This is a genomic window from Clostridium zhoujianii (assembly GCF_051590805.1).
Lineage (GTDB): Bacteria > Bacillota > Clostridia > Clostridiales > Clostridiaceae > Clostridium.
In genome coordinates, this window is record NZ_JBPUTF010000001.1 from 2076725 (window position 1) to 2092650 (window position 15926).

Here is a 15926-nt window from a genome sequence, read left to right on the forward strand (position 1 = left end):
TAGATAAATTATTATGCTATTCTCTACTAACTTTTTAAATACCATTTATATGTATCTGTTTCATATATTATATCCATATCTTTGCACATGTCTCTAAAAATACATCTACATTTAAATACTGTTTTTATTTTATATAATGCTCCCCTTGGTTTAATCTTAGTAACTCCGAGTAGCTTATCTATTTTAACTACTACAGGCTCATCACACTCATGCACTCTGAATCGAATAGGTCTAATGTTACCTTCTAAATTAAACTCTGCAATCATTTCTATTTCTTTTAATTTACTCATACTCTACGCTCCCTAAAATAAATCCTCTTCCTATTATAAGGGAACATTTGTTTGTATGTAAAGTGTTAATATATATTAACTTTCTGCATATACCTTAATATCTATGGACATTCATTAATTAAAACCTCTTTTGAAACTATAAAAGCTAGTAGTTTATTTTCTACTAGCTTTTACTCTGTATAATTTAAAATGTTTATCTTTATAAATGAAAAAGAAGTAGTAAGCTAGATTTCTCTAACCTACTACCTCTTTTTTAATATTTTTAATTATCTTTCAAGGTCTTTAGTCGCTATTTAAATTAATATCCCAGAACTTATAGATTAGTTTATCAAATATTATTAAACTAGATTCAGTATAAGATTTATGTATATCTTTGATCCCAAACATATACAACTTTAATTAACAAGTATTACTTTTTAATTGTATTTATCCTTATAGTAGTATGCAATAATTTTTATACATTTTTAATATTTAAAATTTCACCATTAATCAGTATATAAATCTGCAAATTCATCTAATGTAGATATACTGTTTTTTATAATCTGAATTTTTTGTTGACACAATGTAAGAAAGTTTGCTCCGTTTTTAATTAATTTAAAATCTTCATTAGAAAAGCTAATTATTATTATATTATCTCTCATAAAATATTCTCTACTTAATATATTCCATGTATTAGCTACTTTCTTTCTACTAAAAAAAATACCAAAACCTCTTTCATCTCTAGCTTTTCCTCTAGAAATGGTGCCGCTTAATTTATAAAAATATCCATTTCCCGGTGTTTTCGCCTCATTTTTACACTCTCCATAGATAAAAGAGCCAAACTCATCGTACACAGTAGATCTAATTCTAAAATCATTTCTTATAGAACAATCTATTTGATTAACATCACTTTTAACTTTAGTGCTACATTTAATACCTTTACAAGAGTTTAGTAATGTTTTTGCCAATACCTCTAAAGCGTTACCTTTTTCTGTTGAATTTATAAACTCATCATCTAACTTATCTATTAAATTAATTATTTCTTCCTTTTTCGCTTTAGAGGGGATGTAAAAAAATCATTAACATCTACCTTATCACTTTTGATTAATTCTTCTAAAGAATCTCTTTCATCTAATAAATCTATCTTTGAATCTTTTATTTGAAAAAGATTCTTTGCATATTCTTTTATCTCATTTTCAGATACAGTTGGGTATTTAATAAGTTTATAGCATCTATATACATCTTCCATAGTTAATTCTATTTCTTCTGAACATTTGATACAATAATTTATTTGTTCTAATTCAGACAATACATTTTCCTTATCTATTAAAAAAATTTCTCTTCCACATTCTGGACAAACTATTAGAAAATTTTCTTGTAATACGTCGTATTCTTCAAGTTTAATCAGTATAATCTCCGCAAGACTATAATCTATACTAAATTTATTAGATAGAGTAGTAGCTGTAATAAACTCTCTTTCTGATTTAGGCATAAATGCTAGCCATTTATCCAATTCATCTATCAACTCATTACAAATATTTAATTTTTTAATCTCTAATAATTCGTGAAAGAACATCTTGAATATCCTCCTCTAATAAATATGTTAAAGATTGTATTATACAATACCCTTTCTTAATTTCTCCAGTCATTAAAAATTCGTCGTTTGACATATACTTTTGTTTATCTCTTTTATACAAAAGAGTAATTCTATCACATTGTTTACGTCTTACTAGTATTTTTTTATTATCATAAAATACCGCTGTAGCTTGCAGCGGCCTTTTATTAAAACTAGATTGCTCTACTGACGTTAGATCTGTATCTGTTGCTGCAATTTTAACTGGATATCCATATCTATCTTCCTTAAAAATATCTTCATTTCCAATATTAGTAGCCAAGTACTTTTCTATAAAAATTTCTAAGTCTTCTTTTGCCTTTTTATAATTATCACCTAAAATTGGATTTATTTCATTTCTATTAAAAAAATTATTTATAAAACTATCAATATATTTATCTTCTCTAACTATTATATCGCTAATTTCTTTTGGCGTCTTCGTACACTCTTCAATAATTTCATAAAATTTTTGTCCCCACCTATCTTTAGCTTTGTCTTTGCTCTCTAATTGTATATCTAGAATACTAGCAATACTCTCAACTGCTCTCCTAATTAATTTAAATGTATTAGCTTTTTCTTCATTATTGTATTTTGTACCATTTTCCCCAATAGTATATTCATAAATATTACTTTTTGATTTAGCTCTTCCAATTATATATCCATTCTTAACATCTATATCTACAAATATCGGATAAATAATATATTGAAAATCTGAATTTTTAAGTTTTTTTTCAGCAAGTAATATTGAGCATGTGAAAGAAATTGTTTCTACAATATTATTATTTTCTTCCATTACACAACTAAGATATTGTAGCTTATTTATATGTTTAGAAGAAATTAAATAGGAATTACTCATTTCTTCAAATTTATCATCTATTAATTTTTCCCATTCTTCAAATGTTGTATTCACATATTCTTTAGGTATATAACATTTTCTAGCAAGTATATGTTTAACACCTTCCTTTAGAACAACTTCTAGCCATTCTAAGACCATTTCTTCATTCTCAGTATTTTTATTAGCAAACTCCTCTATATATTTTATAAGTTCAATCTTATCCTCACTTGTTGGTAGATTGTTTTCATTACAAAATTTTTGCAATACTGGCTTTGTTAAATAATCCTCACTTTTGTCTTTAAAGCAAAATGGAATTTTCATTATACTCCCCCTCTATTTGTCTTTATATTTTATTTAATAAATGCTATAATAGAGGTATATTATTAAATAAAATAGAACTTGTATAGAAAGCACTCGTGATTCGTGGTCATAGTGCTTTCTCTTATTTTATAGCTTGTACATTTATAGCGCAAGTTTTTCGACAAATAATGTCTACCATTATATTTTTATAAAAACATTTTAAATTAAATTATAAAAAAAGGCTAGTAAGTAAGATTTTAATCATACCTACTAGCCTTTTTTTTGTTCTCTTATTTCATGTAGTATAGCACATACTTATTATACTACATATAAATTAATTTATTCCATGTGTTTCTTCCGACTATTCCGTCTGCTCCAAGCCTATTATCTACCTGAAAAGAACACACCGCACTATAAGTTCCACTCCCAAAGATACCATCTATCCCATTAGTATTGTATCCTAAAGAATTTAACTTCTCCTGTAATAGCCTTGTAATATCCCCATTTGCCCCTTGCTTTATAAGAGGACAGCTATTAAGTGTATTTACCCCTGGATAACCATCTACTACTTGACTAGAAAAACCTTGTCTATTGCACTCCGCTTGTAATCTTCTGATCCAATTGTTCCCACTTGCTTTACTAGGTGCTGGTGTGGGTTTATTAATTACTGTATTGCCTGTTATTCCAGTAAATATTGCTTTAGCTATAGCTTCTGCATTATATAAAGCCATATCTCCAGCATTATCTATAAATCCACATTCCACTAGTATTGCTGGTGAATTAGTATTTTTTACTACATATATATTACCTTTCTTAACTCCTCTATCTACATATCCTAACTTACACATTTCCTTTTGTACTTTTAAAGCATAGTCTATACTAACTTGACTACAATTATTATATACGTGTGTCTCAACACCTCTAGCTTCTTTATTAAAAGCATTAAGATGTATAGATACAAATAGATTTACGTTATTGGCATTTGCTTTGTTGACTCTACTAGCTAAACTCTCATTTATACTACTAGCTTTATCAATCGTACAATCTAGAACCTCGTGGCCATCTTGTAACAATAAACCTATTAATAAGTTTCCTATTTCTCTAGTTTTAATTTCTTCTCTAAATCCACATCCTTGTGCTCCTGTATCTGATCCTGCTAATGTATGTCCCATATCTACTGCTATTTTCATTTTACATTCCTCCTTTAATTTAAACATAATAAAAGAGCAGCCATTAAGACTGCTCTTTTAAATATTCCTAATATCAATTTTAAGGCTCTGTTCGTTTTATAACCGGTGGTTCTTCCGGCACATAGTTACTTTCTTCCCTTTGCTTTTGTGCTTTCTCATTCATTGTATTATAGTTTATCTTCTTTTCAACTGCATTATCTCCAGCAGTAATTAACGCCTTAATCTCAGCTTCTTTTGAATCTAACTTCTTGTTTAATTCATCAATTTTCTCTTGCTGTTCTTTCTTTATCTCTTCAAACTTAACTGTATATTCAGCATTAAGCTCTTCTTTTAGTTCCTGCTTTATCTCTTCCTTTATTGTATTAATGTCTTTTTCATCAGCATTAACACTAGGCTTTAATATAAGTACTCCTGAAACTATAATCAATGCTAATGCACCAAGCACTATTGCAAATTTCTTTTTAGTGTTCATATTCCATACCCCCCATTTAATATTAACTATATTTTACAGCATTTGCTATATTATTACAACATAGTTTATTCTCTTAAATCCTTCTTTTCTCCTTCTTCTAATTGTGCTTTATCCTTGGTAAAATAAAATGCTATGACCATAGTTACTAATGGTACGAACTGCTCTCCAGTTATTGTTCCTCTAATAGCCATATAACTTAAAACCGCAGTTAATATAATTGACATTAAGAATCTTGCACTTGTTAATTTTCTTATTAATCTTTCTTTCATTTAAAACACTCCCATTTTTATTTTAATATTCCTTGTTGAACTGCATAAAAAAAGAACCCTAGCAAACTACTTGCCATAAGTCCTATCAACCAATTAATAGATTTTGTTTGTTTTTCTAATTTTTCACATAGATTTATCATTTGTACATCTGTAGCTGCTTTTCCGTTTTCTAATTTCTTAATCCGTTCTGAGTGATCATTTAATCTTTTATCGTGTGTTTCAAGCTTGTCTTTTACTAATTCTTCATTCATATTACACCTCTTTTGTAAAATAAAAAACGAGTACTATTCATTAGCACTCATTTCACTTGCTAGTTTAAAAGTATCTTTTGGCAATTCTTCTTTACCTTTCCTTAACACTCTATCGTCTTCTACCATCCTACTTTTTAAAGTCATTATCTCATCTTTTTTTAATATAACTATTTCTAAAGAAAACTTGATATCATTTTCAGCTTCTACTATAAAATAATTATCAAATACTTCTGATATCCAGATATCACCACGCCCGAATTTGGTTAATCCAACTATCTTATATTTTTCCATTACTTCTATAAATACTGGTGGTACATCAATTCTACAAGATTTGTTTTTGATTTCTGCTTCTATTGGAACTCTTATCTGCTTCCCTAAACCTTCTATGCTAGATGTTTCTTTATAATTAATGCTTCTTGATCTAGAAGTATATGATGAATATGATTGTGCTAAATTAGTATTGTATATAGATTTGTTATGCATATCTAACCAGCCGTACATGTTGAAACCATACGTGCTGTATTCCCCACCAGGATAATTAGGTGTAACAAAAGAGAAATATGGTTTTATTGTTTCTTCTGTATTTACTTCTCCTATAGCAAACCCTTTACCAACCCCTAATGCAGTACTTCCATCTGAAGCATTGTATATTTGGTCATAATTCCTTTGGCTAAAATATAATGAACTGCTTTGCATAATAATGGAACTCATTATTCTAAGTGGTTCATTTTCTATATAAGTGCCTTTGTAGTATGTTTTCCCGTTGATAGTATCACTTGTGAACCGCATGCGTAAATATGGAGTAAATTCAAATGGATCTGTTTCACTCTTAGCATTATAGTCAGTTCCAAAAGACATATACCAGCAAGGGTAGGCTCCAAACATACTTAACCCTCCATGAGATTCATTTCCAACATTTACCGTTGGTACTATAGATCCCAAATACTCACCACCTACATCGTATGCATTAAATCTACCATTTTTTAAACTCAAAGATTTTGTTGCATTAGAATAAGTTGTTATGTTACCTCTTAAGTCTAGATTCCCATCAGTATCTCCCTTTAAAACATCTTCACCTTTTTTATTTTGTATTTTTATAGCACCATTCTTAACAGTTAATCCATCCTTAGCCATGACAAAGCTAGTTGTATCTATCTTATTATTTCCACCACTATTTATTGCTTCTGTTATAGTAGTTGTAATTCCACTAGGGGTCAATTTTTGTTCTGTACTACTAACCCTATTCTCAATTCCACCTGTTAGACTATTCAGTAATGTTTGCTCTGAATTATAAAAGTTTACAAATGCTGTTCTTAGATTAGTTAAGTTTCTCTCTGTCGTTGCTGTCATATCTGTAAATATTCCACTAACCGCAGTAACCAAAGCGTTATATTTTGCTGTATAATCTGTTGTATTTGCTTTTAAAGTAGTTGCCAAACTTAAATTACTAGCATAGTTTTTTACTATGCTATCCCATTCTTTTTTAAGTTCCTTTTTTTCGAGAGGAGTAATTTTACTATCGGAGAACATATTATCTATATTGCTCTTAGAAGTATCAGCTATCTCTCTTACTTCTTCAATACCAGGCATCCAGTCAGTTATTTTATTTCCTTCAACTAGTTGCACATTATCCATAAAATAATAAGCGTCGCTATAAGAGTATTGCAAGACACTCATTATCTTTAACTGTGTACAACTAGATGGTGTAGTAAATTTAAGTACAACTCTCTTGAATATACTTCCATTTATAGGTGTTTCATTTATACTCATATCATCCGTTATGTTATTTTTCGTTATCCTATTAGCTTCATCTGTTACCTCTGTAGCTCCATTAATTATATAGCCCAATTCTTTTCCAGTAGCATCTCTAAAAGAATGTTCCTGTGTTACTTTCCCCCTAAAAACTGCTCTATAAAAGCTTAAAACATACTGTGTATTAGGTTTAACCGGCACTAGTTTTCCATACTCCAACACTCCCCCAACTTCTGTATTTACCACATTAGCTGCATTCAAAAAAGGAGTATGCTTTCCAAGAAGGTAGTACTTAGTAGTACTACTACTTAAATCAAATCCCGAATTAACACTCCCTATATTTCTCCATTCCCTAAAGTTCCACCCTGTTAAGTTTCCTGTTTCAAATCCCGAATTAACAAGAAGATTATTAACACCAATCTTCATTGTTTCCACGCTTTCTACTCTTTGGGTTATGCTCCCTACATTCTGTTCTAAAGAACTATAAGCATCTTTTAGCTTAATATCTTTTCCTTCCTTAGTTATTGTAGTATCTTTAACTAATGTTTTTATTCCTTCTATATTTGTAGTTATACTAGTTTGCAATGTTTGCATAGATCTATCAACATCTTCTGGGGCTTTTGAGTAAACAGGATTAATATTTATTCCTTTTTCTATTTTTATATCATATATGAATAACTCTGTTGGAGTAAATTCTTGGCAATAAATAAAAACTTTTAAAGATTTTATATTATCATTATTAGGTACTTTAAAAGTTTCTATAAGCTTTGAATATTCATTTGTAACACTTATATCCTTATTAGTGCTACTTATCATAGCTCCATTATTATCTAAATACCATATATAATATTTGAATGCTCCAGCTAGCTTACCTTTCTTACACATAAGCGATAATGTATAATTTTCGTTAGTCTTAACATCTCCAGTGGTTATTGTTTGATTTACTCCTCTATTTCCACTAGAATCATTTGCATAAAGTCTTAGTACATTTCTTTCCCCCTCTTTTATAACCTCAGACATTCCTCCATTTTTGTTCCAGCTTGTAAGAGAATTATTGAAATCTCCATTTAAAATTAAATTTCTGCTTTCTTTACTATCTACATTAGATTTAAGCGATTTAAAGGCTACATCTAATCTTTGTCCTTCTAAGTCTATATCAACCTTACTAGCCTTAATTAGCTGTGTATTAGTATCTTTATTAAGTCCAGTAATAAGAGAACTATAATTAATTTGCTTCTCTCCTATAGCATTAGAAGCTATCATTCTTTCCTTAATTAGATCATCTGCTAAAGCTTTTTCCTTTACTCCATAACCATCAATAAGAGTTGTAGTTCCATCTTCTGCTTTAACTATAAAATTAAAATTACCTTGGGTATCTTGACCCATCTGTATTCTAACTTTGTTATTCTTATCCTTAAATTGCTGTGTAGCTCCTACAATTTCTATTCCACCATTATCAGAAATGATTTTAAATTTATTAGTAGAAATATTTCCAGCTAGTAAATCCGCAACACTTATTTTAGATGCAATTAAATCTTTTATCACTGCATCTTCAAATACAACATTTTTTCCTGTAAGGTGTATTGTTTGTACATTGCCAGCACCGATATTTCCAGCAAGAAGATTATTTATATTAGCTGTTTCTACTTCTAAGCTTCCTATCTTTGCAGTCTCAGACTTTAAGTTAGTAATATCAGCATTATTTATATGTGCATAGTCTACAAAAGCTTTATTTACTAACGCTAAGTCTGTAACTACTCTATCTACTTTATTTCCCATACTTCCATTAGAACTAAATGTATTACTATTCTTTGTTTCACCTTTTGCACTTAATTCACTATCTAAACCACCATCATAAGAAAGCTTCCTGCTTAGAATAGGAAACTTTCTTGTAACACCATTTACATCTGTATAGGTAATAATATCTCCTACATCTAACGTTAGGTCCCCTTGCCACTTCATTGTATACCCTAAATAGTTAAATCCACTTAATCTATTATAAATATCTGTAAGGATAGTCTCAGTTACCCAAGGATTTTCAAATAACAATTCCATGCTATCTGTACCTAAAGTACCCTTAGATATAGTTTCTTGATCTTTGATTTGACAAGTTATTTTCCCTACCTTATATTTAACTTCATCCCTTTGCAAATCAAAAACACCTTTTCCTATATCTCTATTAACATCTGTAGGATATATTATAGTAAACTTCCCATCTCTAGTTATGACTGCATTACCACCACATACAGAAGCTACATAACCTAATACTTCTCTACAAGTAAAGCCTTCCAACTTCTTAACTGTGTAAGCTGGAAGACTTCCTGTAAATTGTACTCCTGTTTTAGTGACTAATTCATTAACTACCTGTGTAATTGTTGGTGTATCTCCTAGAGAACTAAAATAAGCAGTTTCAAACTTAGTCATATTATCATAGCAAGTAAACTTAGTTGTATAATCATCCTTTTTTATATCTTCTATATTAAATATACCCATAGGAATATATTCTATTGAATTGCCTATCTTAAGACCAATTTCTACTTTTACTTGGTTAATACTGAATATAGTATCAGCAGTGTTCCTTAATGTTAAATCTAAGCACATAGAAGGAGTGTTTCCTATGCTAAATACATCTTGTATCCCACCATTCAAGTCTATACTCTGTACCTGTTCATTAGTAAATATTCTATCTCCAATAGTAACTTTGCAATCAAATTTTCTAGAAGGTTTCTGTATCTCTGTTTTATAATTATTGCTTACATTATACATATTTACCCTCCTTTCTTATTGTTCTAACACTCGATTAAACTGAATTTAAGTCCTTGCCACAATGTACCAGAACTAGTTTCTATTCTTTTCATGGTTCTATCCCCTGCATACATAGTGCAAGTAATTGTCCCTTTTTGTGGATCTAAAAATTCAACTGTAACTTCTTCTGGTGCAACTGCATTTAATATCTGTGAGCATTCCGATTGTGTTAATATACCCCACTCTAACGGTAATTTTCTTTTAATAGCTATTCTGTCTCTATAAATTCTCCCATTAGCATTTCTGCTAGTCTTATTGCTATCCATGTCACTTATAGTAGGTTCATATGGTAAAGGAGCAGGTATTGCTACTCCATTTATTTTAAGCATTTTCCCAACTCCCTTAAATCTTAATTAAACATTGTCCATTATTCATTTTTGTTAACTTATTTATACTATCTATCAATACTCTAGCAAATTCCAAATCTCCTAACTGTAGTATGATTTCTATTGCCCTATCTTTATTATTATCAGATATACCCCCACCACCTAATCTTTCCATAAGCTTAGATGCAAGTAAATCTAATCCTTGTGTATTGTTCTCTAGTGGAACTACTGCTTCTTTACCAGCTTCACCAACCATGGCTAGCGTAGGATTATCAATGATACCACCTTTAGCTAAGTAAGGTATTTTAGGTATGTTTCCACCAAAGCTTTTTCCACCTATACCTGGTATCCAATCAGGAACATCAATTTTTATTTTATTAATTCCACCTATAGCTGTGTTTATAATTCCTATTACAGCATTCATAGGTACCCTAACTATTTCCGCTATTCCACCAACTATACCTTTTAAGATATTAACTAGTCCATTTATTGCTCTTTCCCAGTCTCCGCTAAAAACACCAGCTATAAAATCAACTATCCCTGTAAATATATTTTTGATATCTGTCCATATATTGTGAACTATAGTACTAAACGCATTTAACATTTCCCCTAATACCCCAAATTGATTAGTCCAATCAGTAACAAATATATTCTCTATAAACTCATCCACACCTTTGAAAACATCACAAATTCCATCCCATACTTCTATTGCCTTAGCCTTAACTACATCCCAATGCTTATATAACAATACCCCTATTGCAATAACAGCTCCTATTGCTGCTACTATTAGTATCAATGGCCAATTCAATGCCGTAAACGCTGCTGCTAGTGTGGTCGTTCCCCCTGCTGCAAAGTAAACAATTGCATTATATGCATTTAGCAAACCAAACCATATTCCAAAAGCAACATTAACAAGTCCCCATGCTAATGCAAAACTTCCTACAACTATAGCAATAACTTCAATAACTCCTTTATTTTCTTTCATCCATTCACTTATTTTCACTAAAGCATCAGCTAAGCTATTTAATATATCAACTATTAAACCACCACTCCAACTTGCTATTGGCTGTAAGAAACTATCCCATAACCACTTTCCTAAGTCTATAAATACCTCTAGCAATGGGTTAAGTACCTTTAGTACTCCCGATAGCACATTTAACCATGCAGGTAAATAATCTTCTATAGTCCATTTAGCTAATGGTTTAAGAATATTATCCATAAACCAACTTAGAGTTTTCCCTATATTCTCTACTATAGGACTTATAGCAGCTTTTAATTGTACAAATGAATTCTTTAAGGGGGTAAAATCTATACTAGCAATGAAACCTTTTACCCTATCCACTATAGCTTTCATGGATTTATCTACAGAACTTGTGTCTACCGGTGGTGCTACTAGTTGAGGTATCTTATCATTAATTACGCCACCAGCTATATTATCATTAGTTGCACCAAGGGTATTAATTTCATCTATTGCAGCCAACCCTTTTACATCTTTAGCAGCCTTCTTCGCACTATCACCATAAGCACCCATAGCTACCTTTGCATCTATAAGTTGTTGTGTTGCCTTATAGCTCTGCTGATACGTTTTTCCAAAAATAGCACTCATAAAGCTAGCTATATAGGTTGTAGCTTTTGCTAATGCAGCCATTAATATATTTAAAGCTGGAAGTACAGCTTGTAAAATAGGAGTAAATGCTACCATCATATTGGTTTTTATTTGATTAAAGCTATTAGCAAACTGTTGGTTAGTCATTAAGCCTTGTCCTATTGTTGTTGCTAATGCTGTTAATCCTTTTAGTACTATAGGAAAAACTATCCCCCATGTAAACATAGATCTAACAATAATCCCTATGTTACTACTATGCTGTCTCATTGAGTTGCTTGCTTTCTTAGTACTATTCCCTAAATTTTTAAGTCCATTACTAGCTTTATTAGATGCATTATTAATTCCATTTAAGGCACTCTTTAATTTATTTGTGCTGGTGCTTGTAGTATTTGCTCCACTGCCAGCTTTTGCAAATTTAGCATCTAATTCATTTAGTTTGAATCCTAACTTATCACTAGTTCCTATTAACTTATTAATGCTTGCTTCTGTTTTTAATATCTGCTCCTCCATCTTATTTTTCCTTGATGGACTTGCTGTAGCATATGCTTCCTTTAGTTCTGCAAGCTTAATCTTTTGCTGCTCTATTCTTGCATTAGTATTGTCTAATGATCTACCTACATTATCTATTTGTGCACTGATGATATCCATGTCAACTGGTGGCCCTCTCCCACTCATAGAAGTAGATACATCTGCTACTTTTGGAGCTGATATATTCGTAGGTTTTTGAAAGCTAAAAGTTGGTAGCTTAAAGTTCTTAAAACTATTAAATGCAGCCTGCATAGTATTTTTAATTTTACCCATGGAGTTCTTTAAACTGCTATTTATAGTATTACTAATATTCCCCACACTTTTTTTAGAAATATTACTTATATTTTTTAAAGCACTCTTCATACCACCATCTAAAGACTTTTTAAGACCATTTCCAATCATACTTGATACATTAGATACCTGTTTACTAATATCACTCTGAATCTCTAAGTCAAGGCTTATTTTACCTACACTATCACTCATATCATCCCTCCTTTTTTGTATAATAAAAACACCTAGTATAAAACTAAGTGCTTAACAATAAATTCTTATTTATTTTTTCCTATTTTAAATTTATACCCACAATTCATACATAACAATTCAACTTTTTTACTTGTTAAACCACCGAGTACTGCTCCAGTACCACCTATAAGCGCTCCACCTACCAATGCTCTTCCGACGCTTAACTTCTTATCTTTAGTTGTTAAACTAGTGCTATGGCATTTAGGGCAATACGGTATTCCTTGTTTTTTTAAATCTTCTAACTTTTCTTTTTCGCTTATAATTGGTTTCTTTTCTGTTCTTGATCCGTCATCATAGAAATATTTAGATTTTCTATTAGATATATTTTTCTCTACTAATAGCCTCCCTTCTTCTTCTGATACATTTGCTTGTCTACAAAAAGCTTGAAAATTAAACTCATCTATATCTTTTTGCCTTTTTTCATATATTTCTTTTTGCTTAATTTTATGTTTTTTAAATATTCCCATGAATATCCCTCCAACCATCTAATTAATTTAAGTATATACTATCCAAAGGCTTTCGCAAATATTTCCTGTACTTTCTTAAGTTCTACTTCCTTTTCTTCTTCTGACATATCTCTTATAGGATTGTTTCTATTTCTCCATTCATTCCTTATATTATGCTGTTCTTTAGTAAAGTTCTTTAGCATATCTTTATCTTCTTCACTTCTGATTCCAACTATCTGTCCTAATGGAGTTTTAGGCATAATTCCTGTAAGAAGTGTTTCAAATTCTCCCCAAGACATCTCTGGCTCATTACGTAATCTAATTCCATATTGCATTGCAAAAGATGCTTCTATTAAGTCCCAATCCTCAAATATGTCATACCATTTATTTTCTGGGCTTCCTAGCCTCTTTCTTAGCAGTTTCTTCTACTTCTTCTAAAGATGTTCCTCCGATAGCAGCCATGATAGCATTAACTACTGTAGCTAATGCTTCTATAGATAAATCTAAACTATCTATATACTCCTTAGCCTCTTTTCCTAATCCTGCTTCTATAGCAAAATCAATTTGCCCAAATTCATCTACTTTCTTATCTTCTCCTTTAGCCTTAATTGCTAAAGCTGTATTTTTAGAAGTATTAACAGTAAAAATGTGATCTTCATCTATCTTTATAGTTGGTCTTTCATTACCATTCTTAATTTTCTCCATTATGTCATATGTTTTTGCCATTTATATCAATCCTTTCATTAATAAAATGGTGCTACCAGATTATTCTGATAGCACTTTTAATTTATATTTTTATGATCCACTTGGTGCACTTGCTCCAGGTGTATAAGTTGGTTTTCCATCCCCTTGCATTTCAAATTCAAGTGGTGCAACATTGGTAGAATCTCCACCACCTACATTCTTAACATTAATTACACAATCAAATGTTAGTTTAGCACCATCTGGGAATTCTATTTCTCCCTTAGTGCTACAATCTAAGCCATCTTTCCAAGCTGTAGCTGCTACATAATCATTCCCTTTATCACCTACGTTTCTTTTTCCATTAAGACCTACACTAAACTTTTTACCAGTCATTAATGCTCTTGTCCAACCTGCTGTATTCATAGGTGTCCATTCTTCTACTGTTCCATCTATAGCTATAGAGAATGTTTCCATGTCAGCTATCTCTGCCATATCAGCTGGTGCTGTGCTAGCTTTTCCTTTAGTTCCAATTTTAAACTTTAAATTATATACTGGAAATACTCCATTAAAAGCCATATTACCTTACCTACCTTTCATAATAAATTATTGTTTCTATTACGTATTCAATAATACCCTCTTTATCAGTACCTACATATATAGGAGAGTCTGTTCTGAAATCAAATTTGATTATTTTCTTATCTCCTATAATTCCATCTTGACCAAAGAAAGCATTATATACTTCTTGTGCTTTTATCTCTGCTTCATCTGAATTCTTTCCCCAGTGGACTAAAATAGAAATAGCCTTAGTGGTGTAGCTTGTATTTACTAAACCTCCTAAAGCTATCCTTGGAGCTGGACCAGTAGTATTATAAATTGTAATACTCATCTCTTTTTCTCCTATCTTATTTAAGTACCATTGAGGGCTCTCTATTTTACTTTTTAAATATTCTCTTATCTCACTTAATACCATTAATGTATCAACCCCTTACTAAGCATTCTAAAGAACTTAGAGTAAGTTTCTTTTATAAACTCTTTCTTATCTCCAATTAAATAATCATCCATCCATTTGCCTTTAGCATTAGGGTTCTTATCTGTACGGAAGTTATATTCAGGGTGCCAATACATTTTACGAGCATATGGAGTATCATAGACTATTCTTGCTATAGCATTCTTAATCTCAGACCTATCTACAAAGCCACTATCTTCTAACATACTTGTATCTTTAGGAACAACTTGACTAGTCCTTATATCACTCAATACAGCATCTGCTGTCATTTCCAAAGCACTTACGTGGGACTTTATAAGCCTATCTATTTTTACATTATCTATTTTTACAGATACCTTAACTCCCATTACTGTAAACTAAGCTCCGTACTAAATATAGATCCATCTGGATTAAGTGGTCTTTCAATAGAATAAATCTTTTTCTCTATTTCATTAACTACTATATAACCCTCAAATGGACCGTTATAAATATACCCTTCTATGACAGCTTTACCACTAAGAGTAATTAATTGTCTCTCAGCATTAAGAACTTGCTTACTTTTATCTGTATAGATACATTTACCTTTAAATATTATTTCTTCTTTATAATCCCCATCTGTATTAGTTCCCTCAAACCATACCTCTATTTCAGTATTGGCTAAGAACTTAGGAAATGGTAATTTAAATCCCATATTACAACCTCCTACAAGTTAATCCAGTTTGCCTAAGATAATTTAATACTTCTTGTGTAGTAGTTATCCCATTAATCTTCTGTCCATTAAAGCTAACAGATGTACTACCAGCACTAAAGCCACTTAAAGGTATATCTATATATGATCCATACTGTTCTATAAATTCTGCATGAATACATACAGCCTTCTTAACTTTATCCTGTTGGAATCTAGTAAGGTTTTCAAAACCCTTTCCATTAATCCTGTTATAAGTGAGGGTATCAATTTGATCACTTGCTCTTTCTAATTTCTCTTTTATGTGCTCCTTTGGTAGGATAGTCCCACAAAAGGATTCATTATAATATGTGCTGTCTACATAAGACATTTAATCACATCCTTAAACT

General features: G+C 30.8%; 19 protein-coding genes. All 19 read right to left on the reverse strand.

Translation table 11 applies throughout. The features are described from left to right. Positions 1-26: 26 nt before the first annotated feature. The 19 genes from ACSYT2_RS09770 to ACSYT2_RS09860 all read right to left on the reverse strand — a co-directional run bounded on the left by ACSYT2_RS09770 (position 27) and on the right by ACSYT2_RS09860 (position 15907). A complete protein-coding gene (locus ACSYT2_RS09770) occupies positions 27-290 on the reverse strand; it encodes a hypothetical protein (protein ID WP_438384616.1) in 264 nt (87 codons plus the stop codon). 485 nt (positions 291-775) lie between these two features. Continuing rightward, entirely contained in the window at positions 776-1237 is a 462-nt protein-coding gene (locus ACSYT2_RS09775; RefSeq protein WP_438384617.1) for a hypothetical protein, read from the reverse strand. A gap of 68 nt (positions 1238-1305) precedes the next feature. After that, the gene (locus ACSYT2_RS09780; RefSeq protein WP_438384618.1) at positions 1306-1845 is read right to left on the reverse strand and encodes a hypothetical protein; all 540 of its coding nucleotides are present in this window, start codon (positions 1843-1845) and stop codon (positions 1306-1308) included. Then, positions 1817-3037: a hypothetical protein gene (locus tag ACSYT2_RS09785; RefSeq protein WP_438384619.1), complete on the reverse strand. Its 1221-nt coding sequence runs from the start codon at positions 3035-3037 to the stop codon at positions 1817-1819. The genes ACSYT2_RS09780 and ACSYT2_RS09785 overlap by 29 nt, the downstream gene beginning before the upstream one ends. Positions 3038-3339: 302 nt before the next feature. Continuing rightward, on the reverse strand, positions 3340-4206 hold the full coding sequence (locus tag ACSYT2_RS09790; RefSeq protein WP_438384620.1) for an N-acetylmuramoyl-L-alanine amidase: 867 nt from the start codon (positions 4204-4206) through the stop codon (positions 3340-3342). 79 nt (positions 4207-4285) lie between these two features. Further along, entirely contained in the window at positions 4286-4678 is a 393-nt protein-coding gene (locus ACSYT2_RS09795; protein ID WP_438384621.1) for a hypothetical protein, read from the reverse strand. Positions 4679-4743: 65 nt separating this feature from the next. Further along, entirely contained in the window at positions 4744-4947 is a 204-nt protein-coding gene (locus ACSYT2_RS09800) for a hypothetical protein (RefSeq protein ID WP_438384622.1), read from the reverse strand. Between the two features lie 17 nt (positions 4948-4964). Continuing rightward, the gene (locus ACSYT2_RS09805) at positions 4965-5198 is read right to left on the reverse strand and encodes a hemolysin XhlA family protein (protein ID WP_438384623.1); all 234 of its coding nucleotides are present in this window, start codon (positions 5196-5198) and stop codon (positions 4965-4967) included. A 33-nt stretch (positions 5199-5231) separates the two neighbouring features. Next, positions 5232-9716, reverse strand: coding sequence for a carbohydrate binding domain-containing protein (locus ACSYT2_RS09810; protein WP_438384624.1), 4485 nt, complete (start codon positions 9714-9716; stop codon positions 5232-5234). A 23-nt stretch (positions 9717-9739) separates the two neighbouring features. Continuing rightward, a complete protein-coding gene (locus ACSYT2_RS09815) occupies positions 9740-10084 on the reverse strand; it encodes a DUF6711 family protein (protein ID WP_438384625.1) in 345 nt (114 codons plus the stop codon). A gap of 13 nt (positions 10085-10097) precedes the next feature. Next, entirely contained in the window at positions 10098-12698 is a 2601-nt protein-coding gene (locus ACSYT2_RS09820) for a phage tail tape measure protein (RefSeq protein ID WP_438384626.1), read from the reverse strand. A gap of 65 nt (positions 12699-12763) precedes the next feature. Then, on the reverse strand, positions 12764-13204 hold the full coding sequence (locus ACSYT2_RS09825; RefSeq protein ID WP_438384627.1) for a hypothetical protein: 441 nt from the start codon (positions 13202-13204) through the stop codon (positions 12764-12766). A gap of 38 nt (positions 13205-13242) precedes the next feature. After that, positions 13243-13518, reverse strand: coding sequence for a Gp15 family bacteriophage protein (locus ACSYT2_RS09830; RefSeq protein ID WP_497527324.1), 276 nt, complete (start codon positions 13516-13518; stop codon positions 13243-13245). Between the two features lie 49 nt (positions 13519-13567). Next, on the reverse strand, positions 13568-13909 hold the full coding sequence (locus ACSYT2_RS09835; protein ID WP_438384628.1) for a hypothetical protein: 342 nt from the start codon (positions 13907-13909) through the stop codon (positions 13568-13570). A gap of 69 nt (positions 13910-13978) precedes the next feature. Further along, complete coding sequence (locus tag ACSYT2_RS09840; protein ID WP_438384629.1) at positions 13979-14443, reverse strand: phage tail tube protein; 465 nt, start codon at positions 14441-14443, stop codon at positions 13979-13981. A 10-nt stretch (positions 14444-14453) separates the two neighbouring features. Next, positions 14454-14837 (reverse strand): phage tail terminator protein, encoded by a 384-nt coding sequence (locus ACSYT2_RS09845; protein ID WP_438384630.1) that lies wholly within the window; start codon positions 14835-14837, stop codon positions 14454-14456. Next, positions 14837-15220, reverse strand: a complete 384-nt coding sequence (locus ACSYT2_RS09850) for a hypothetical protein (RefSeq protein ID WP_438384631.1) — start codon at positions 15218-15220, stop codon at positions 14837-14839. The genes ACSYT2_RS09845 and ACSYT2_RS09850 overlap by 1 nt, the downstream gene beginning before the upstream one ends. Further along, positions 15220-15543, reverse strand: coding sequence for a hypothetical protein (locus tag ACSYT2_RS09855; RefSeq protein WP_438384632.1), 324 nt, complete (start codon positions 15541-15543; stop codon positions 15220-15222). The genes ACSYT2_RS09850 and ACSYT2_RS09855 overlap by 1 nt, the downstream gene beginning before the upstream one ends. Position 15544: 1 nt before the next feature. After that, positions 15545-15907, reverse strand: a complete 363-nt coding sequence (locus ACSYT2_RS09860) for a head-tail connector protein (RefSeq protein ID WP_438384633.1) — start codon at positions 15905-15907, stop codon at positions 15545-15547. Positions 15908-15926 lie beyond the last annotated feature (19 nt).